The organism is Paenibacillus konkukensis (genome assembly GCF_023523925.1).
Classification (GTDB): Bacteria; Bacillota; Bacilli; order Paenibacillales; family NBRC-103111; genus Paenibacillus_S; species Paenibacillus_S doosanensis.
The window spans coordinates 5,646,671-5,665,979 of sequence record NZ_CP027059.1 but is presented as its reverse complement, the minus strand read 5'-3'; the positions used below and the strand labels follow the sequence as shown (position 1 = coordinate 5,665,979).

The 19,309-nt window shown below is 58.1% G+C and carries 17 protein-coding genes; 1 reads left to right on the top strand and 16 read right to left on the bottom strand.

The window, feature by feature from the left end:
• The first annotated feature begins 26 nt into the window (after positions 1-26).
• A complete protein-coding gene (locus tag SK3146_RS24650) occupies positions 27-887 on the top strand; it encodes a polysaccharide deacetylase family protein (RefSeq protein WP_249861249.1) in 861 nt (286 codons plus the stop codon).
• A 101-nt stretch (positions 888-988) separates the two neighbouring features.
• On the opposite strand, the gene SK3146_RS24645 is transcribed toward SK3146_RS24650, so the two are convergent.
• The 16 genes from SK3146_RS24645 to SK3146_RS24570 all read right to left on the bottom strand — a co-directional run bounded on the left by SK3146_RS24645 (position 989) and on the right by SK3146_RS24570 (position 19,214).
• Positions 989-2,014, bottom strand: a complete 1,026-nt coding sequence (locus SK3146_RS24645; protein ID WP_249861248.1) for a sugar phosphate isomerase/epimerase family protein — start codon at positions 2,012-2,014, stop codon at positions 989-991.
• Between the two features lie 43 nt (positions 2,015-2,057).
• Positions 2,058-2,762: a Gfo/Idh/MocA family protein gene (locus SK3146_RS24640; RefSeq protein WP_434006819.1), complete on the bottom strand. Its 705-nt coding sequence runs from the start codon at positions 2,760-2,762 to the stop codon at positions 2,058-2,060.
• Positions 2,707-3,744 carry an extracellular solute-binding protein gene (locus SK3146_RS24635; protein ID WP_249861246.1) on the bottom strand — a complete coding sequence of 346 codons (1,038 nt, stop codon included), beginning with the start codon at positions 3,742-3,744 and terminating at the stop codon, positions 2,707-2,709. The genes SK3146_RS24640 and SK3146_RS24635 overlap by 56 nt, the downstream gene beginning before the upstream one ends.
• A 160-nt stretch (positions 3,745-3,904) precedes the next feature.
• Positions 3,905-4,711 (bottom strand): DeoR/GlpR family DNA-binding transcription regulator, encoded by an 807-nt coding sequence (locus SK3146_RS24630; RefSeq protein ID WP_249861245.1) that lies wholly within the window; start codon positions 4,709-4,711, stop codon positions 3,905-3,907.
• 96 nt (positions 4,712-4,807) lie between these two features.
• Positions 4,808-5,989 carry a 2-aminoethylphosphonate--pyruvate transaminase gene (phnW, locus tag SK3146_RS24625; protein ID WP_249861244.1) on the bottom strand — a complete coding sequence of 394 codons (1,182 nt, stop codon included), beginning with the start codon at positions 5,987-5,989 and terminating at the stop codon, positions 4,808-4,810.
• Positions 5,986-6,783, bottom strand: a complete 798-nt coding sequence (gene phnX, locus SK3146_RS24620) for a phosphonoacetaldehyde hydrolase (RefSeq protein ID WP_249861243.1) — start codon at positions 6,781-6,783, stop codon at positions 5,986-5,988. The genes phnW and phnX overlap by 4 nt, the downstream gene beginning before the upstream one ends.
• 75 nt (positions 6,784-6,858) lie before the next feature.
• Complete coding sequence (locus SK3146_RS24615) at positions 6,859-8,571, bottom strand: putative 2-aminoethylphosphonate ABC transporter permease subunit (RefSeq protein ID WP_259618055.1); 1,713 nt, start codon at positions 8,569-8,571, stop codon at positions 6,859-6,861.
• Positions 8,568-9,626, bottom strand: coding sequence for an ABC transporter ATP-binding protein (locus SK3146_RS24610; RefSeq protein WP_249861242.1), 1,059 nt, complete (start codon positions 9,624-9,626; stop codon positions 8,568-8,570). Before SK3146_RS24610 ends, SK3146_RS24615 begins: the two co-directional genes overlap by 4 nt.
• 64 nt (positions 9,627-9,690) lie before the next feature.
• The gene (locus tag SK3146_RS24605; RefSeq protein ID WP_249861241.1) at positions 9,691-10,785 is read right to left on the bottom strand and encodes a putative 2-aminoethylphosphonate ABC transporter substrate-binding protein; all 1,095 of its coding nucleotides are present in this window, start codon (positions 10,783-10,785) and stop codon (positions 9,691-9,693) included.
• 420 nt (positions 10,786-11,205) lie between these two features.
• Entirely contained in the window at positions 11,206-12,003 is a 798-nt protein-coding gene (locus SK3146_RS24600) for an SDR family oxidoreductase (RefSeq protein WP_249866423.1), read from the bottom strand.
• A 606-nt stretch (positions 12,004-12,609) separates the two neighbouring features.
• The gene (locus SK3146_RS24595) at positions 12,610-13,971 is read right to left on the bottom strand and encodes a F390 synthetase-related protein (protein ID WP_249861240.1); all 1,362 of its coding nucleotides are present in this window, start codon (positions 13,969-13,971) and stop codon (positions 12,610-12,612) included.
• Positions 13,968-14,819, bottom strand: coding sequence for an MBL fold metallo-hydrolase (locus SK3146_RS24590; RefSeq protein WP_249861239.1), 852 nt, complete (start codon positions 14,817-14,819; stop codon positions 13,968-13,970). The genes SK3146_RS24595 and SK3146_RS24590 overlap by 4 nt, the downstream gene beginning before the upstream one ends.
• Complete coding sequence (locus SK3146_RS24585; RefSeq protein ID WP_249866422.1) at positions 14,812-15,810, bottom strand: NAD-dependent epimerase/dehydratase family protein; 999 nt, start codon at positions 15,808-15,810, stop codon at positions 14,812-14,814. The genes SK3146_RS24590 and SK3146_RS24585 overlap by 8 nt, the downstream gene beginning before the upstream one ends.
• On the bottom strand, positions 15,801-17,090 hold the full coding sequence (locus SK3146_RS24580) for an ATP-grasp domain-containing protein (RefSeq protein WP_249861238.1): 1,290 nt from the start codon (positions 17,088-17,090) through the stop codon (positions 15,801-15,803). The genes SK3146_RS24585 and SK3146_RS24580 overlap by 10 nt, the downstream gene beginning before the upstream one ends.
• Positions 17,080-18,072, bottom strand: coding sequence for a beta-ketoacyl-ACP synthase III (locus tag SK3146_RS24575; protein WP_249861237.1), 993 nt, complete (start codon positions 18,070-18,072; stop codon positions 17,080-17,082). Before SK3146_RS24575 ends, SK3146_RS24580 begins: the two co-directional genes overlap by 11 nt.
• 350 nt (positions 18,073-18,422) lie before the next feature.
• Positions 18,423-19,214 (bottom strand): SDR family NAD(P)-dependent oxidoreductase, encoded by a 792-nt coding sequence (locus SK3146_RS24570; protein WP_249861236.1) that lies wholly within the window; start codon positions 19,212-19,214, stop codon positions 18,423-18,425.
• Positions 19,215-19,309: the final 95 nt, after the last annotated feature.

Sequence of the window (19,309 nt, the reverse complement as noted above, 5' to 3'; positions counted from 1 at the left end):
CTAACACTGAAGGGGGAACGATGGCAATGGCGGAAATACGGAGCTTGGAGGAGGAACGGTGCGTCATATTGCATGCGGACGACTTCGGCATGTGTCATACGACCAATCAAGCCATTCTAAACTTATTGGAAAAGAGGGCGATTACATCCGCTACCTTGATGGTCAACTGCCCCTGGTCGCTGGAGGCCGCCCGGGCGGCTGCGCGCAATCCCCGGCTGGACGTGGGCGTTCATCTGACGCTGACAAGCGAATGGGATCATTACAAATGGGGGCCGGTGCTGAGGAACGGGAATGTAGATACGCTGGTTGACGAATTCGGCCATTTTCCCGCGAACACGGCTCATATGGCGAAGGCGGACCCCGAACAAGTCCGGTCGGAGCTGACCGCGCAGATCGAGCTGGCGATCCGCATGGGGGTTGACCCGACCCATCTCGATAATCATATGGGCAGCCTTAGACCGGATCATCATGAGCTGCTGGTGGAGCTGGCCGCGCAGTTCGCGCTGCCTATCCGCTTCTCGCCCAACCCTGCACACAAGACGGGCAAGGAGGCGCTGATCGCGCAGCTGGCCGCGGAGAGAGGGATTCTCCATCCGCATGAGGTTCTAAGTCTGCCGTTTACTTATGCCGAGACGCCGGACTACGATTCGATCAAGCAGCTTGCGATCCGGCTCCTTCGGGAGATGAAGCCCGGATTAACGGAGCTCTTATTCCATCCGTCGCTCGATACCGAAGAGCTGAAGGCCATTACCGGCACTTGGCCGATCCGGCGCTGCGAATACGATCTGTTCCTCGACCCGGACGTTCAGGACGTCATCGCCCGAGAGCGTCTGAGCCTTATCGGATGGCGGGAGGTTCGCGAGCTGCAGCGGTCGTGGAGGGCATGATGGCAGGCGACGGCTGAGCACGCCAAACAACAGCAAAGGATGCTCACGGCCTATCGCTTCCTTAGGCTGAGAGCATCCCTTATGATGCTGCGTTCGAACGGTTACTTCCGTACTTTCGTGCGAATCATCGCCGCTTGAATCTCATTAAAAAAATCGCGAACCTGCTCGTAAGGCGGAGCAGCCAGCTTGGAAGGATGCTGCGGGTCCGCGCCCGACCAGATCGTCTCCAAAGGAAGATACCCGCGGTAACCGCTGTAGCGGATTCGCGTGAACAGCTCATCCAAATCCGTCAGAGTCTCCGTATTCAGGCCGCCGGGCAGCCTCTTGATTTGAAAATTATACGTATACGGCAGCACCGCTTCGATGTCGTCGTACCAATCGTAGCCGTCGCCCGTCGCGGCGCCGAACGTTTTGTAGCAGCCGGTATCGTTGACGACGCCGAGATTGGGGTGATCCGCCCACTCGAGAATGCGGATGACCTGATCGGCCGTCGAGGTGATGTCCCCGTGATTTTGCATGCCGATGCGGACTCCCTTGCCTACGCCGTAGTCCGCGCATTCGATCAGAGCGGGAACGATCCTCTCCCGGGCGACCGTGTCCCAGTCGGTAGATAGTATATCCTGCGGAATTTCGCCGTTGAACACGCGCATGACGGGCGCTCCCATCGCCGCGGCGACGTCGATCCAGTACTTGATTCGCTTCACGTCCAGAGCCCGTCTGGCGGCATCGGGATCGGCGAAGTCGTTCTTGACGCCCGTGCCGCTAATTTCAACCCCCAGCTCCTCGCATAGACTTCGGATGCTTTCGGCATAGCCGTATATGTCCTTGTCCGGCTTGGAGGGCATCGCAAAATTCTCATACCCGGGAATGAAATAGCCGGTGACGTCCACGCAGTCGCAGCCGATCTCTTTGCAAAAACGGATGAGCGACAGCGTATCCGCCGGAGGCGCGGCGTTTGTACCCTGCAACCAGGCGAACAAATTATGGCTGAAGCTGTACAGGTTGACACCCAGCTTGTAGTCCCCGGAATAATACTCTCCCCTGCGGTCATCCGCCAAATAATGCTCCGTCGGAATTTGCTTGTACACCTTGGCAAGCGATACTTCGTTCAGCTCTGCACGATTCATTGGGCGATTCTCCTCTTCCTTATTGGAATTTTAATTTGAAACTTCAATTTAAAATATCAATCCGCTTCCCCGTTTCATAAGACAAGTACGCGGAATAGATCACTTCCAGCACGTCTCTGGCCAGCTGCCCGTCGGATAGAGGCTGCCTATCCCACGCGATGCACTCCATAAAGTCCTGCATTTCCTGAATGTACCCGCGAGCCCATTCTTCGTCGGAGGAGGCGAAATTCCAGCCAGCCTTCGTTTCGAGCTTCTCGGCGATAAATTCATTGGCGAAGACGTCCGGGCTCGGAGCATACACCATCACTCCGTCGTTCGGCGTCATATTGCATTGGATGACGGAGTTGGACGTATAGATGTCCATCACGTTGCGAACGCCGCCCAGTACGGCGAACGAGGCCAGCACGACCGCCTTGGTCCCGTCGGTAAACGTGATGATCACGCTGGCCCACGTCTCCACATCGACCCAATCCGTCACGATCCAGTGCCGCTCCACCGATTGGTATGCGGCGCTTTTCGTCATCGGCGCCATATCGGCAACCACCGACCGGACGCGGATGGGGCGTTCCCCTTTCATGCGGCCCTCAAAGCTTTTCAGATGAATCGCCGCGGCGATCGGGTGCGAGCCGAGAATCATCAAGGCCCCTCCGCCCGCCGTCTCCCATCGCTTCGAAGACTGCGCATGCGAGCCGCTATGGCTCTCCTCGGCGCGAATATCTAGTATCGAGCCGCCCTTTGGGAGGCGCACCCGTCATCCATTGAGCGTTCGGGTCCGTCTTCTTGATGTTAAGCTCCGAGCCGGAGGAGCCTTCGGCATAAATCGCCGTGGCCACCAGCTGATGAATCCCCAATTTATTGGCTTCCGCCTTCACGCTCGGATCGTTATTTTTATTTACCGCAAAGTCTTTGTCCAGCACGCCCTCGGCATACGCCTTGCGCAAATAGCCCAGGAAATCCTTCAATTCCTTGTTCTGCACCTGCCATGGAACCAAGGCACCGTTCACTTCCTTCCAGCCGTTAGCCAACCCGAAAGCGAACTTCAAGTAATCCAGGTTGTTGAAGGTCGTTCCCCCGGAGATCGAGGTCGAGAAGCCGACGGTATCTTCTTTGCCGTTGCCGTCCGGATCGTTTTTGGCGAACGCCTTGGCCACGTTATACAATTCGTCGGTGTTCGTCGGATATTTCAGCCCCAGCTTATCCAGCCAGTCTTTGCGGATAACCAACGTATCGCGGGTTTCCGGCGTATACACGGGCACTCCGTATATTTTTCCGCTCGGATTGCCTATGGCGAACGTTTCCGGCTTAATATCCTTGGTCAGGTTGGGGTAATTGCCCAGCAGCGGCTTCACGTCGAGAAATACGCCTTTATCGCGCCATTTCAGAAAGTTGTTCATATCGATAAAGAACGCATCAGGAAACGAATTCGACGCCGCCAGCACGCCCAGCTTCTCCGTATAGCTGTCCGACGGCACCCATTGGAATTTCAGATCGACGTTGAATTTCTTGTTCAAATAATCGATCATGGGGTGCTTGTCGGGCCAGCCTCCGCCTTCATAGGTGATGCTCATCAAGTTCAGGCTGAGCTTCTCTTTGAACTGATCTGCCGCTCCCGCGGATGCTTGCTGCGCGCCGTCCTCCGGCTTGGAGGCCGTGGAACCCGGCGATCCGCATCCGGCAAGCATACTCGCCGTCAGCGCCATCGCTGCCGTCGATTTGATCCATTTCTTCATACCGTTCCCCCCAGTAAAATTAATGGTATTCTCTTCACTAAGGGTAACAGAATGAATGCGCTTTAGCATGATCAGATCTTCTGATTTCTCATCCGATCGTATTGTGTTGCATTTAGGGTTTAGAGTAAGTTTGAATAGGTATATACAAAAACGGGCTCCCCTATGAGGAAAGCCCGTCGACTTCGCCGGCTGCAACCCAGTGAATTCCCTGCTCCGCAAGCTTCTCCCGCCATTCGGCCGGAGGCGCTGCATCGCTAATGATCATATCGACCTCGCTCAAATCGGCCATTTTGAAAAAATGGGCGGACCCTATTTTGGAATGGTCGCCGAGCACAATCGCCTGGTCCGCCTGCTTCAGAAACATCCGCGACAGCAGGCCGCGCTCATCGTCATAGCTCGTAATGCCTTTGTCCAGCCGAATACCGTCGGCTACGACGAATGCCTTGTCGACATGGAAGGAGCTCATAAAATGCTGCGCCGCCGCCCCGCTCACCCGGTAATGGGCGGCATTCACCCGTCCACCGATGAATACAATTTCGCCGGAGAACATCCCCTTATTTTTATAATCAATGAGCAGATTCAAAGCCGGAACGGAAGAAACGAGAACGGTAATTCCTTGTTTACCCAGAAGAAATTCGATCATATGCAGCGCCGTCGTACCGTCGTCCAGCACGATGACATCCTTATCCTGAACGAAATCGGCGGCAGCCCGCCCGATCCGCCTCTTCTCCTCCGCATGCAGCACCTCCCGCTTGAAATGGGACGGTTCCTCCCGCTCAAAATGAATCCTGATCGCCCCGCCGTATACGCGCTTCAACTTGTTCTCAAACTCCAGCTCTTCCAAGTAGCGGCGCACGGTCTCTGAGGAAACTTCCAGCTGCTCCACAAGCTCCGGCGTTCTTACTTTGCCTTGCATCTGAAGCAGGTTCAGGATGGTCTGTTTTCTTTCCTCGCCATTCAATGACACGTATGCAGCCTCCAATGCCTCCAGTAATTAACTATAGTATACCAGCTGTCGAATCGGATAAACATCGTTCCGCTGCGGATCGGTTCCTCATGTTCGTTATGTCCAAAATTGCTGCGACTCGATCGCGCTTGCCAGCTCGTCGATTTGATCCGGCGCGACATCGCCGATGTTGCCGATACGGAACGTGTCGGCGGCGGATATTTTGCCGGGATAGATCACGTAACCGGCCTGTTTCAAACGATGATACAGCTCTTGAAACGAGAATTTATCCGTCTCGGGATAATAGAATGCCGTAATGATCGGCGACGGCCATTCCCGGGCCAGCAGCGGCCGGATACCGAGACGCTCCAGCCGGGCGGTGAGCCGGCGCTGATTTTCCGCGTATCGCGCGTTTCGCGCGCTGACGCCGCCTTCCTGCTCCAATTCGATCAACGCTTGATCGAACGCTCTGACCACATGGGTCGGCGAGGTGAACCGCCACTTGCCGTTATGCTTCTCCATCGTGCTCCATTGGTCGTACAGATCGAGCGACAAGGAGCGCGCCTGTCCCGCGCAGGCTTCCAACGCGGCCCTCCGCGCCAAAATAAAGCCGAAGCCCGGAACCCCCTGGATGCACTTGTTGCTGCTGCTGATCAGAAAATCGATGTCCAGCTCCGCCATATCGATGTCAACGCCGCCGAAGCTGCTCATGGCATCGACGATCGTGATCAGCCCGTGCCGCTTCGCGGTGCGCGTAATGTCCGCGATCGGGTTCAAAATCCCGGTCGTCGTCTCGCAATGGACGACCGCAACATGCGTGATGTCGGGCTGCTCGGCAAGCAGCGCCTCCAGCCGCTCCGCGCTCACCGGCGCGATCTCGCCGAAGTCGGCGACGGCTACCGGGATGCGCAGCGTCCGGGCAATGGCCGCGATTCGCTGGCCGTAGGCGCCGTTCGCCAGCACCGCCAGCTTGCCGCCTTCCGGCAGCACCGTGCCGATCACGGACTCGACGCTGAACGTGCCGCTGCCCTGCATCAGGACGCAGGTGTACGCTTCCGGATCACGGCGGCTCGCCATCCGCGTCAGCCGGCGGCGAATGCTCTGCACGAGCGAGTTGTAGTCGTCATCCCACGTGCACCAGTCGCGCAGCATCGCGGCCTTGACGCTGGGGGTCGTGCTAAGCGGCCCCGGCGTCAGCAATAAATACGGATTGTTCGGCAGCGTCGGGAGCGCTTCCTGCGCTTGCTTCGCTTGCTGCCCGCCAAAGCTTTCTTGCCCTTCATGGATAGCGCGATTCATGGACGTTCCCCCTTGGCCAGCCGCTCATTAATTTGCGCTACGACACGATCGAGCTCGCCGATCGTCTCAATGACGTAATGCGCCCCGGCCGCACGGAAGCCGCTCTCGATCTGATCCAGACGGCGGCTCAATTCCTCCGGATCGCAGGCTTCCACCTCCTGCTCCGTCATGCCGAGCTCGCTGCCGCCCTTCAGTACGCCGACGGTCCATACGCCCGCATTCGCGCCTTCCATCATATCGCTGATCGTATCTCCGCATTTGACGAGATGCTTCATCGGATACACGCCGAGCCGGATCGCATTTTGATACAGCATCCACGGCAGCGGACGTCCTCCCGCCGCCTCATCCGGACAAACGATCCCGTCCGGCTCGTAACCGCGCTTGGCCGCTTCCGGGGCGACGACGTTCATCATCTCCCTCGTATAGCCTGTCGTCGTGCCGATCCGAATGCCCTGCTTGCGCAGCCGTTCGGCCATATCCACCGCGCCCGGAATCGGCTCCGCATACCGATGCAGGATCGAGAACAGCATCGGCTCGAAATCGCCGTACAGCGAATCGACATCCGCTTCGTTCGGCGTCCGGCCGTATTGGGCCTGCCATAGCACTGCGACGCGATCCATTTCGCAAATTGCGCGAAGATGGTCCTTCTTCAGCATGCCCATCGGCTTGCGCACTTCCTCCTGGGTCACTCCAATGCCTCTTTCCTCGAATACTTTCATAAAAGCCGCTACCGGCGCGAAGCATCCGTAGTCAACCATCGTTCCTGCCCAATCCAATATAACCGCTTGAATCATGTCGATCTTCCCCTTTTGGTAAAAAATAGTTATTCCTGCCGTTTAAGAAGCTCCAATAAGAGTCCCTGAGAAACGTTACTTGCGCTGCCAGGCCTCCATCCTTCTGCGAAGCCGGAACGTTCCCGCCTCGTACAGCAAACGCACAGCGACGTTCACCGCCACGATCAGCACCGACATCGCCGCTGCAGGAGCGATATCTCCCGCGTCGTCCATATTGACGATGGCAATCGCAGCCGGCTTCAGGTCCGGCGCATATAAGAAAATAACGGCGGATACCGTGACCATCGAATTGACGAAATAATACATCGCCATTTCCATAATCGCAGGCAGCGACATCGGTATCGTCACACGAAACAATGTTTTGTAGAACGGCACATTCATCGATTCCGATACGAGCTCGAATTCTTTATCCAGCTTTTTGAGCGCGGTTGAAGCCGTAAGGAACGGCACCGCATAAAAATGAACGATGTTCACCAGCACGAGAATCGCCATCGAGCCGTATAAAAAATGAAGCGGATTGCCGGGGGCATTAAAAAAGAATATATAACTGAGCCCGATGACGAGCCCGGGCAGCGCCAGCGGCAGCATCGAGATGAAATAGCTTGCTTGGCGCAGCGCCGGCCAAACGCGGATTTTTTCGATTAAGTAAACAAACAAGAAGGTCATGGCCGTACCGCCCGCCGCGGTAAATAGCGAGATGCGGATACTGTTCCAAATCGGAGCCAGCCCTTCGCCGGCCACATTGGAAAAGTCGTAATGACTCCAGCCGAGCGTCAAATTATACGGCCATACCTTCACCAGCGAGGCCAAGACGACAACGGCCGTCAACAGGACAATCGAACCGCCGATCAGCAGACAATACATATGGCCGATCGCATTGCGCCACCGTCCGGGCGATACTTGATACGGCGTCGACTTGGCCGTAAGGACCGCTTGCTGCTTGCTAGTGACCATCCGGTCCACAACAAAGGCGAGTAAGGCCGGCAGAGTGAGCAGAATGCCGATTACCGCTCCCATCCTCATGTTTTGCTGGCCGATGACCTTTTTGTAAATATCGGTCGCCAATACCGAATACTGCCCTCCGACCACCGCCGGCGCGCCAAAATCGGTAAAGCTGAGCGTAAAGCAGACGAACAGCGCGCTGATCGCCGCATATTTTACACTGGGCAGCGTAACGGTAACAAAGGTTCTTGCTTTGCCGGCCCCCATCGATTCGGCCGCCTCATACAGCCGGAAATCGGTCATGGCCAGAGCAATGGAGAAGATAAGGAACGCCTGCGGAAACGTATAGATGATTTCCGATAAAATGATTCCCGTCGGTCCGTACAGCTCAATGTCTATGGACGGCAGCAGACCGAACAAGCCTTGGGTAGCCAGCCCCTGCTTGCCGAACAAATAAATCAGGCCGATCCCGTGCATCATCGTCGGAGCAAACAGCGGCAGCAGCACGACGGATTTATACAAGCGTCTGCCCTTCATATCGGTGCGGGCGAGCGCATAAGCGTAGAAAAACGCAAGCACGGCCGAAATGGCGGTTGTGCTCAGTGAAATGAACAATGTATGGCCGATGGCGCCACTCCAAACCGGCGTCTCGAAGTATTGCAGGAAATTGTCCAGCCCGACATACGCGCCGTCGCGGCTCTGAAACGCTTGGCGGAACAGCATGTACAACGGGGCGGCCATAACGATAAGCAGGATGAGCAGCATGAGCGCAATGAATGCCGCTTGCCCCCCTTCGCCCGCCCCCCAGCTGCGCCGTTTCCGCCATCGCGGGGCGAGAGCTCTCATTGCAGCACCGCCGCTTCCCGGTCAAAGGCGAGCAGCCGTTCCTGCGGAAGCGTCAGCATCATCTTACGATGCTTGACCAGCTCCATGCTTTGGGAAGCCTGCACGGACACGTCGATCGTCATCGCTTGATCGACCGGCTCCTCCCTGTCATTGAGCAATTGCAGCTCGATCCGGTAGTAAGGCCCGCGAAATTCGACATGACGAATCAAGCCGGCGATGACCGGCACGTCATGCTCCGCCGCGCCTCTTCCGGAGCTTACGACCCGAATATGCTCGGGACGCACCGCAAGCAGCGCCTCCGGCTGCGGATAGCCGGCCACCTGCGAACCCGGCAAAAAGTTGATCGCCCCGATAAAATCGGCTACAAACGGGCAGTTGGGCCGTTCGTACACTTCCTGCGGCGAGCCGCTCTGCATCACCTGCGCGTTGTTCATCACGACGATCCGATCCGCCAACGTGAGCGCCTCCTCCTGGTCGTGCGTGACCATCACGGCCGTGATGCCGAGCCGCTCCTGCAGCGCACGGAGCTCCTGCCGCAGCTTGATCCGCACCTTCGCGTCCAGCGCGGACAGAGGCTCATCGAGCAGCAGCAGCTCCGGCGACATCACAATTGCCCGGGCCAGGGCAACGCGCTGCTGTTGACCGCCCGACAATTGGGCGGGATACCGCTCCTCGATCCGATGCAGATCGACCAGCTCGAGCGCTTCCCGCACCTTCTCTTCGATTTGCTTGCGCGGCAGCTTGCCCTTCAAGCCGTAGGCGATATTTTGCGCCGCCGTCAGGTTCGGAAACAGCGCGTACGATTGGAACACGATGCCGAAGTTGCGCTTCGCCGGAGGCAGCGCGGTAATATCGCGGCCGCTTAGCTCGATCTTGCCGGCATCCGGCCGCTCAAGGCCTGCAATAATGCGCAGCAGCGTCGTTTTGCCGCAGCCGCTCGGCCCCAGGAGGCAGGTGAACTGCCCCTTGGGAATATCGAGATGAATGTCGCGCAGCGCTTGAAACCCGCCGAACGATTTGTGAATGCCGCGCACGGTCAAATCGCTGTTTTTCATAAGTAACCACTCTCCTATATAGCTAGCTGTTCGATCGGAGAATTCCCTGCTCGGCGAGCTTGAATCAGCTCTTGGGCTCGCTCTTGCCGCTGTAACGCTTCTCCCAGTCCGATAAGATGCTTTCGCGGTCCTTAGCCGCCGCATTCAAATCGTATTGAATCAACTGCTTCAGCGGGTCCTGCGTATAGCCTTCGGGGATTTTACCGTCGCCTTTCACGGAAAGAATCGCGTAATTTTTCGCATATTCCTGCATCGGCTCTTCGGAAATCGCCCAATCCAAAAACTGCTTGGCTTCCGGCTTGATGTCTTTTTTCTTCATCAATGCGTTTGCTTCAACGTCCCAACCGGAGCCTTCTTCCGGGAACACCACCTCGACCGGAGCGCCCTTCTTCTTCTCTTGAAGCCCGCGGTAGCCGAACGAGATGCCGATCGCCGCTTCCCCGGAAGCCGCCATCTTGGCCGGCTTGGAGCCGGAATGAACGTAGGAAGCGATATTTTCGTGGAGCTTGTCCATATATCCCCAAGCCTTGTCTGTGCCCATCAGCTGAATCCAGCCGGATACATCGAGAAAGCCGGTACCGGATGAAGCAGGATGAGGCATTACGATCATGCCCTTATACTCCGGCTTGATCAGATCGGCATACGATTTCGGGACCGGGAGGTGTTTCTTCTCCAGCTCCTTCGTGTTGACGATAAACGCCGTTTCCCAGGCGTCGATGCCTACCCATTTCGGAGGGTTCGCCGTATCCTTGAATTCCGGCACCACTTTGTCCGCGCCTTGCGGGGCGTAAGGCTCCAGCATGTCGTTCTGGCTTAACACCAGAAGACTCGTCGCCGCCGTGCCCCAGACGACGTCGGCGACGGGATTCGCTTTTTCCGCCAGCAGCTTGGCCGTTATCACTCCTGTACTGTCGCGAACGATGTTGACCTTCATGTCGGGATATTTCTTTTTGTACGATTCGAGATAAGACTTGATTTGATCGTCCTCAAGCGCTGTGTACACCGTAATTTCGTTGTTTTTGACCGGCTGGTTAGCCGTGCTTGCGTCCGCCGAAGCGGCACCGCCCGCCGCCGGGGTTTGCGCCGATTTGGCAGCACAGCCTGCCGTCAATGATATCGTTACTAATGCCGCCGCAATGACATGCGTCCACTTTTTCAAGCTAATCTCTCCCTCGTTTTTTTAAGATGACTGCTTGTTTCTAACTATAAAAGCGAATTGTAATACGAGTGTTAAACCCATATTAAGATTGTGTTTTTAATAGTTTTTCGTTGTTTTTAGTTGTTTTTCATGTCAATCTAACAGAGGAAGATGCGGCCCGCGGCCCGTTTTGCCGGATTTTCGATGGTTCATTATTTACGCGATGCTCAAAATGCGTTGCACGGCAATCGGTTCCCATCTTATGTCGAATACAAAAAAATCCCCGAGAGAGTCGGCTAACTCTGCTCGAGGAAATCATAGTATATGTATTGGCTTTTATCGCGGCATGGTAGGGCATGCCCGGAGGAACCTCCTGCCGGCGTCCTCCCCTATCGCAATTGCAGCAGCGTTCGACGAAGGTTAGGTTCCTCTCGTCTTCAGCTAATCCCCCTTCTCCAGCTCCCGCAGCAGCAGCCGCTCGAACCATTTCCAAGGCAGCAGCGTCTTGCCTGCGATCGACAACGCCGCTCCCCGCCCCAGCGGATAGCGCAGCCGGGGATAGCGGGAGCCGGCGATGCGGACGACGGCTCGGGCGACATCCTGCGGCTCGCCTGCGGTCCGGGCGACATTGCGCGAATAGCGCAGAACGGCTCCCAGAAACCGCGCGTAGGGCGAGTCCTCCCGAAACCGCGCCGTCATATGGTCGAAGCCTTTGGACCATATATCGGTCCGGTACGCTCCCGGCTCGACCAGCACGACGTGGACGCCAAACGGCAGCATCTCCAGGCGCAGCGATTCGCTGAACCCCTCCACCGCGAATTTGGACGCCGCATAGGGTCCGTATCCGGGGAAGCCGACTCTTCCGCTCACGCTGCCGATGTTAATGATCGTGCCCCGCCGCTGCTCGCGCATAACAGGAAGCGCCGCCCGGGTCATCGCGATGAGTCCGAAGACGTTGACGTCCATCTGCCGCTTCCACTCCTCCATCGGAATCTCTTCGATGCTGCCTCCGATGGCCATCCCCGCATTATTGACGAGCACGTCGATCCGGCCGTAGGCGGACCGTATATGCGCGATCGTCTCTTCGCACGCCGGGTGGTCGGTTACATCGAGCGGCAAACAGTCGATCCGCTCCGCAACGCCCGCTTCTTCCGCACGCCGAAGCAGCAGCCCGTTATTCGCCGTATCGCGCATCGTTGCGATCACCCTGTAGCCGGCTTTCGCCAGCTCCAGCGCCATTAACAATCCGAAGCCGCTGGACGCCCCTGTTATGCATGCCACCGGCCTTTCGCTCTGTCCGTCCTGCCCGTCTCCGCTGCGCTTAAGCTGCGGATGCTTCTGACTCGTGTCCAAGAGCAAACCCCTCCTTTTCTTAAGAGTGCGGTGAAAAAGTCCGCGGTTCTCAGGAGGTATAGCCCCCGGAACCAAGCATCAAATCATTTCCAAGTTTAACGGACACCGGTGAGCTAAATTCGTCGAAAACAGACGTTTTTGAAACGAGGGACGGACATCACAGCGCTTACATAGCTCCGTATCGCTTTCTATGGAGGCTTTGTCAACAAATAGCTGCATCTGTGTCCGTTAGAAATCCAAAATGGCCGCTATGGTTTATATAACGGCCCCTGTGTCCGTTGCGACTTTACTCCGCCACTGTAGAAGCGTTAGCGCTCGCCTTTACAGCGCAGATTTTCCGTGCTACTGCGTATGCTCCGATCGCTGCCCGTCCCGAATTTCTTGAATAAATGTCCCTTAAATGGGTTGCAATCCGCAGAAAAAAGCGAACGCTTATGCTATTTCAACTCTTTATCGACTCTCCGGCCACTTGTTCACCATGCCTTTAGCATCTCAGTATAAAAGCGGCCGCTCCTCCGGCTGGAATCTTCTCTCCACCCTTCTCAGCTTGCGCGGCCCAAGCTCATAGGCCAGCTCGGTATAGCGCAGCTGCGGCGCGCTGCAGCCGAGCGAATCGCATAAGCGGCCGATGCTTTCGGTAATGCGCGCGCAGACGCTATCCCATATCCCGGCATGCTCCGGCTTCAACCGCAGCGAGATTTCTACCCGGTTCGCCGCATGCTGAACAGCCTTATACTCCAGCACTTCCTCGGCGGAGGAAATGATCGCACGGCTAATAAAATCGGGAAATACCGGCACCGGCGGCTCCATTCGCCTCGCCTCGCTTTTCGCCGGGAAATAAAATAGATCGTCGCAGCGCCCCTCGACCCGCTCCAGCGCCAAGTGCGACGAACCGCAAGGACAAGGCTCCGCCCGTTCCGTCAACATATCGTTCAGACGGTACCGGATCAGCGGCTGCGTCGTCCGCGAGAAATCCGTAATAATCGGGACGAACTTGCGCAGCTCTTCGTCGAGATATTCCTTCTGCACCGCGACGATATCCTCATTGATATGCAGCGTCCCGTGCGGACAGGTGCAGGCCAGCAACCCTTCTGTGCATTGGTAAATCTGGTGCACCGCCTGGCCGAACGCTGCTTCGATGCGCCGCCCGTCCAGCGGGTCGAGCACCTCGGCGACCCCGATGATCTTGTCCGGCCGGATCGCCAGCCGGCCGTCCTGCGCCGCCTCCGCCAGCGCCCGCAAGAGCGACGGCGGGGCGACAAGCAGACTCGGCTGCTGCCGGTTCAAGCGCTCGATATGCTCATGGAGCGGATCGAGCAGATCGTAGAACCGGAACTGCAGCCTGCGGCTGCCGACGCTGCCGTACAGATTGCTGTCGGCGCGGAGGAAGAAGGCGACCCGCTCGGCATGGAGCAGCGAGCGGGGCAGTACCTTGGCCAGGATCGTGCCCGCCCAGGCCATGCGTTCGTAACGGCTCACAAGAAACAAGCCGCGGCTGCCCGACGTGCCGGAGGACAGCCCTATCGTCACGGAGCCGAGCATCGGCGTGAAATCGCGGGTTTGCTCCGCCCGCAGCGCGAGCGCGAAAGCTTGCTCCTTCAAGACGCCCGCCGTATTGAGGCGGTCGAAGTGCTCCATCATTTCCGTTTTCCCGATGACAGGGAAGCTGCGCCACGCCGAATCGGGAAGCCCCCGCCACAGCTCGCGGTAATAGGCGGAGCGCTTCCGCACGAAGCGGATATGCCGGCGGATACGCTTCTCCTGCCGCTTCTCCACCCGCTCCCGTTCGCGGCTTCGCCGCATCCGGTACTTGGTCAGCGCATAATGCCAGACTACAATCAGCTTGTCGATCATACCGAGCCCCCTCCCCGAACAAGGGACCGTTCCATCTCCTCGCAATGGGACGGAACAATCCGGATGTCCGGATACAGCTTATGCAGCCGGCGGACCCGTTCGAAGCTATCCTTATACTTGCGGCGGTCGGACATAATCAGTCCTGCCAAAGGATGCGGCGGCCGGTTCTCCCGATATGCGAGACTGCTCCATACCGCATCCGCGCATAGAAAATGCATTTCGCCTCCGGCAGACAGCAGAAGGCCGATTTGCCCGGCGGCATGTCCCGGCACGTCGACGGCGATGAGGCTGCCGTCCCCGAACAGATCGAGGCCGCGCTCGAACGGGAAGCCCGGCGGCAGCTCGGCCTGCTTGCTTTCATCTATCGGCTGCGCCCTCGCCTCGAAATCGTCCGGCAATAAGCCGGGCAGGTACCCGGCCATAACGGCGTTCCAGCCCGTACGGCGGCGGACGGCGTCATACGCCTCCTGCAAGAACAGGAAGTCGGCGTTCGGAAAATCCCTCAGCCCGGCGACATGATCCGCATGGAAATGCGAGATAATAATGTGCCGCACCGCCTCCGGCTCGATTCCTCTACGCCGAAGCTGCTGTACCGCGCTCTCCCGCTCCGTGAAGCGAACGGGCGTCATCTTCGCGTAGAGCGAGTATGGCCAGCGGGCCGTCTCCCGGAAAAACCGCTGCGTATACCCGGTATCGAACAGCATATAGCCGAGGCGCGGATGCTCGATCAGCGCGAACAGAGCGGGGAAGCGGACAGGACGGCGGCTTCCGCCGCGCAGTGTAACCCATTGTGGATGGGTGCAGCAGCCGGCCTCCAGCACGAAGCATGCGACATCCAGCTTAATCATGTTGTCTCCGGTACCAAGCGGCATAAGCGTCAATCCCTTCCTTCACAGTGACCTGCGGCCGATAGCCGAGCTCCTCTCTCGCCGCCGTAATGTCGAGCGTCTGGCTGCGGCCAAGCAGTCCGACGCTGTAGCGGGTTAGCAGCGGCTCCTTGCCGCTGCCGGAAAGCTTGGCGGCGGCCTCCAGCAAACCCGCCAGCGCGTAAGCCGCCCGGTACGGAAGCTTCCGGCTGCGGAGCGGCTCGCCCAGCCGTTCGAACAAATAGTTCAGCACCTCAATGAACGGCTGCGGTTCGCCGTTCGTAACATTGTACTTGCGCCCGAGCACGGAAGAAGGCGCCGTCATGCACAGCAGCAGCGCCTGTACCGCATTATCCACATAGGTCAGATCGAGAACGGCGCGGCCGCCCCTAATGAGCGGCAGCTTCCCTTGACGGCTGGCCTCGATGAGCCGCGGTACGATTGCCCGGTCGCCCGGACCGAAAATCGCCCGCGGACGAACGGTAACGACAGCCAGCCCCAAGCGAAAGGCCGCATCGATGTCCTGCTCGGCGAGCCTTTTGGTCTCGGCATAGGCATTGGCCGCGCGGCGAGGCAGCCGAGCGGATTCGGCAATGCTCAAGCGATCGGTATAATCGAAATAGATGCTCGGCGTTGAAACGTAAATAAGCCTCTGTACGCCGCCTTCCGTACATCCCTTGATCACGTTGCGAGTGCCCGTTACATTGCTTTCATAGAAATCGTTATAGCTGCCCCACAGCGAAGACAGCGCCCCGCAGTGAAAGACGATATCCTGCCCGAAGCAGCTCCTTACGGTCTGAGCCGTATCCTCCAGGCGGCAAGGCAGAAACGCGATGCCCTGCGCGGCCAGCTCCGCTCCGGCCTGCGCATTCCGCCCCGCAGCCGTGACTTCGTGGCCGAGCTTGTGCAGAGCCACCGCCAAATGCTTGCCTAAAAAACCCGTTGCACCGGTGACCAGCACCTTCACCTTAATTCACCGCCGTTCCATTCAATATCCTTCGTGGACGCTTCCATCACCGAAATGCGATGCCGGGCGCCGACGCGCAGATTCCAATACACTAGCCGGAACTGCTGCCAGAGAGGGCCCGGATCGTTCGCCCTGAAGACGACATCCCGCCCTCCCGTCATGATTCGCAGCCATGACCCGAGCCGCTCGCGGGAAAAGTCCTTGAGCAGGGCGACCGCGCCGCAGCTCAGCATCGCTGCGGCGATCATTGCTTTGCGGGAAGCTTGCGGTTCGATCCGCTCCGGTAGCGGCTGCCCTTCCTCCGGCATGAGCGCCCGGTCCAGCCGGTCCTCCGGCCGGAACAGATGAATGCCGCTCGTCGCCCGCGGATTGCATTCGAGGGGATATAGCCCGCCCTCGCGGTCTTCGATGAAGTCGAAGGCGATCTGGCCGGTGAAGCCTTCCTCGCGTATGAACCGCTCCGTCCAGCGGTCGATTCCCGGATGCTTGACCGGCTCGAAGCTGATGCAGGCGCCGCGTCCGGCCGTAAAGCGCACGGGATAGACGGCATGCGCCGTTATCGTCCCTTGCTGGGCGATGCTGTAGCTGCAGTAGCCCGTCCCTTCGATATACCGCTGCGCCACCCACGGCTCTTCGCCCGTCACGGGCAGGGCAGCCAGCCGGGAATCCGGCTGCCAGCCGCTTGCCTTCACCTCCGCTATGACGACCTTGCTGGAGAAACGGGAGAAGACCGGCTTGAATACCCACTTCGCCGCATCCGGCTCCCCGGCCTCCCGCCGCCGCTTCGCCCGCTCCGCCTCCTCTGCCATGAAGGCGGCGCGCTCCTGCGGCGACGACAGCAAATGCGTCTGCGGAGCGGACAAGCCGAGCTCCTGCACACGGCTGATGAACTCCCACTTGCTGTGCAGCCGCCTAAGCTTCCCAGGCGGCTCGGCCAGGACGCGGCAGACGCTCTGCAGCTCGTCAAGCCCGGCCGCGACATAGAACAGCTCCTCGCACATCGGCAGCAGCCAGTCCATGCGCTCGGCCGCGGCAATGTCCCGCAGCGCCGCCGCATAGGCCCGCGGATTCGCCGCGGGCTCCGGCACCAGGTAGCTGCGCCGCACGGCGCGCGAGCGCTTGCACAGCTGCTCCGGGCAGCTCTCCGCCACGTAGACCGCGTGGCCGTTCGCCGCGAGCTGCCTTGCCAGGTCGAGCGTCGCGGGCGCTCGGCCGCCGGTGAGCAGAATGCGCCTGCCTGCCGGTTCCTTCCGCTCCGGCGATCCGGCCTGCCCGCTAATAGTCAAGGATCATCCCTCCGACGGACAACCCTGCCGACGTCCCGAGCAGCATGATCCGCGATCCCCGCGCAATCCGCCCTTGACGGATCGCTTCATGCAGCCCCATCGGGATCGACGCGGCGATCGTATTGCCGTGCGTCGGCGTGATGAACATCAGCCGCTCGCGCGCGATGCCGAGCTTTCGGCCGATGAGCCGCATCGCCATCGCGCTGCCCTGATGCGGGATGACGAGTTCGATATCTTGGATCGAGCAGCCCGCTTCCCGAAGCAGCGAATCGACGAAGCCGGGCAAAATGCGCGCCGCCATCTTATAAATCGCCTGGCCGTCCATCTCGAACAGGAACGCCTCCTCCTCCTGCGCGGACAAGGCGTGAGCGCCCGTGCCGCCGCCGCGGATTTGCGACAAATGCGCGCCTTGACTGTACGTCTTCATCGCCGAGCAGACGATGCGGGAGCCTTCGCCTTGTTCCGCTCCCTCGACGATCACCGCCGCCGCCCCGTCGCCGAACAGCGCTGCGCTCTCCTTATCCGACCAGTTAAGCCCGATCGAGGCGATCTCGCTCGATACGAGCAGAATGCGGCGGTAGCGGCCTGACGCTACCATATACGACATGACGTCGAGGGCGGTCAGGAAGCTGAGGCAGGTGGAATTAATATCGAAGCAGGGCACCCCGGATTGCTCCTCGCCGAGCGCCCGCTGAATCAGCGAAGCCGTGCTCGGAATCGGCTGCTCCATCGTGCCGCTGGCGCACACCAGGCAATCGATGTCGCCGAAGCGCAGACCGGCTTGCTTCATCGCTTCGGTCGCAGCGTAAGCCCCCATCTGCGAGGCGGTCTCATCCTCGACGAAATGCCGCCGCACCACGTCGGATTTTTTCTCGACCCAGCCTGCGGGCACGCCGAGCCGCTCATCCATCTCCCGGGCGGTCACGATCTTTTTCGGCAAATATTTGCCTGTGCTTCTTATTTTAATATTTCTGATATGCATAGTCGAACCTCCTTATGCTCTCCCTGCGTAACTTCTCTTAAAGCTGTGCGACATAAGAGAAGGAAGCGATCGACAGTCTAGAAGCGTCGAATCTTTGTTATACCTTATTGTAGACGATTCCTGAAATGCTGAAAGTACTATCTTTTTCTAAGACCCCGCAGATTTCGCGGCTGCCTCTAACTAAAGCAACAACAAAAAGACGCCCTTAAGGCGTCCTCATCAAGCGTTCGTCGGCATCGCGGTGCTGCGCGACGTTCAAGACGACAGGCGTTTTTAAGCTGCTTACTACGGTACTACGGGCTTGGCCGGCGGGTTATGTCCCGGAAGCAGCCAAACCCGAGCCGTTACCATTAAAAAATCGTAGGCACCATACCCCCGTCCATTCGGATGGCGGAACCTTTAAACGCGGATGCATAAGGGCTGCATACGAATGCGGCCAGCCTGCCTATTTCGGAAGGTCTGATAAAGCGCTGGATTTCGGATTGAGGCAGGTTTGCCGCCATAAATTGTTTCTCCTTTTCCGAAAAAGCCCTATCGTCCGGAAACAGGCCGTCGATAATTTGATATACATTTTCGGAAAGCGTCGGTCCCGGCATAATTGCATTGGATGTGACTTCCGTGCCTATCGTCAGTTTGGACAGGCTTTTGGACAGCGATAACAGCATCGATTTGGTCATTGCATACTGAGGCATCTGCCCCGAAGGCATTACCGCTTCTTCGCTGGCGATAAAAATAATTCGTCCGTCATTGTTGTTCAACATGGCGGGCAAATAAAATTTAGACAATGCGTTGGCGGCGAGCACGTTCGTACGAAAATACCTTTCCCACACCGCGTCGTCAACGTCCTCATAGGACATGATTTCGTAAATCCCCATATTGTTGACCAGGATGTCGACGCGGGGAAACTTCTCAAATAAAGCTGCCCTTTGCTCCTTATTTGCAATATCGGCGGCAGCGTTCTGCGGAGAAGTCGACGGGAACTCCGATTTCAATTCGCTTACCGTTCTTTCGACCTCGTCACGATTCCGTCCGTTAACAAGTACATCGGCGCCTTCTCTGGCAAGTTCAACGGCAATGGCTTTCCCTATGCCTCTGGTCGATCCGGTTACTAAAGCGGTCTTGTTCCTTAATCCCATATCCATAACTGATATCTCCTTTGTTGTCGTTCACAGCAAACGTATAATGCTTCGGATTGCTCCGGTTTGCTTAGGATAGAGATCATATTACTTGGTCCGGA

Bases quoted from the DNA above. Each gene is read 5' to 3' on its own strand.
- SK3146_RS24650 (WP_249861249.1), top strand. From the start codon at position 27: ATGGCGGAAATACGGAGCTTGGAGGAGGAACGGTGCGTCATATTGCAT.
- SK3146_RS24645 (WP_249861248.1), bottom strand. From the start codon at position 2,014: ATGAATCGTGCAGAGCTGAACGAAGTATCGCTTGCCAAGGTGTACAAG.
- SK3146_RS24635 (WP_249861246.1), bottom strand. From the start codon at position 3,744: ATGAAGAAATGGATCAAATCGACGGCAGCGATGGCGCTGACGGCGAGT.
- phnW (WP_249861244.1), bottom strand. From the start codon at position 5,989: ATGAATCGCGCTATCCATGAAGGGCAAGAAAGCTTTGGCGGGCAGCAA.
- phnX (WP_249861243.1), bottom strand. From the start codon at position 6,783: ATGATTCAAGCGGTTATATTGGATTGGGCAGGAACGATGGTTGACTAC.
- SK3146_RS24615 (WP_259618055.1), bottom strand. From the start codon at position 8,571: ATGAGAGCTCTCGCCCCGCGATGGCGGAAACGGCGCAGCTGGGGGGCG.
- SK3146_RS24610 (WP_249861242.1), bottom strand. From the start codon at position 9,626: ATGAAAAACAGCGATTTGACCGTGCGCGGCATTCACAAATCGTTCGGC.
- SK3146_RS24600 (WP_249866423.1), bottom strand. From the start codon at position 12,003: ATGGCGCTGGAGCTGGCGAAAGCCGGCTACAGGGTGATCGCAACGATG.
- SK3146_RS24595 (WP_249861240.1), bottom strand. From the start codon at position 13,971: ATGATCGACAAGCTGATTGTAGTCTGGCATTATGCGCTGACCAAGTAC.
- SK3146_RS24590 (WP_249861239.1), bottom strand. From the start codon at position 14,819: ATGATTAAGCTGGATGTCGCATGCTTCGTGCTGGAGGCCGGCTGCTGC.
- SK3146_RS24575 (WP_249861237.1), bottom strand. From the start codon at position 18,072: ATGCATATCAGAAATATTAAAATAAGAAGCACAGGCAAATATTTGCCG.
- SK3146_RS24570 (WP_249861236.1), bottom strand. From the start codon at position 19,214: ATGGATATGGGATTAAGGAACAAGACCGCTTTAGTAACCGGATCGACC.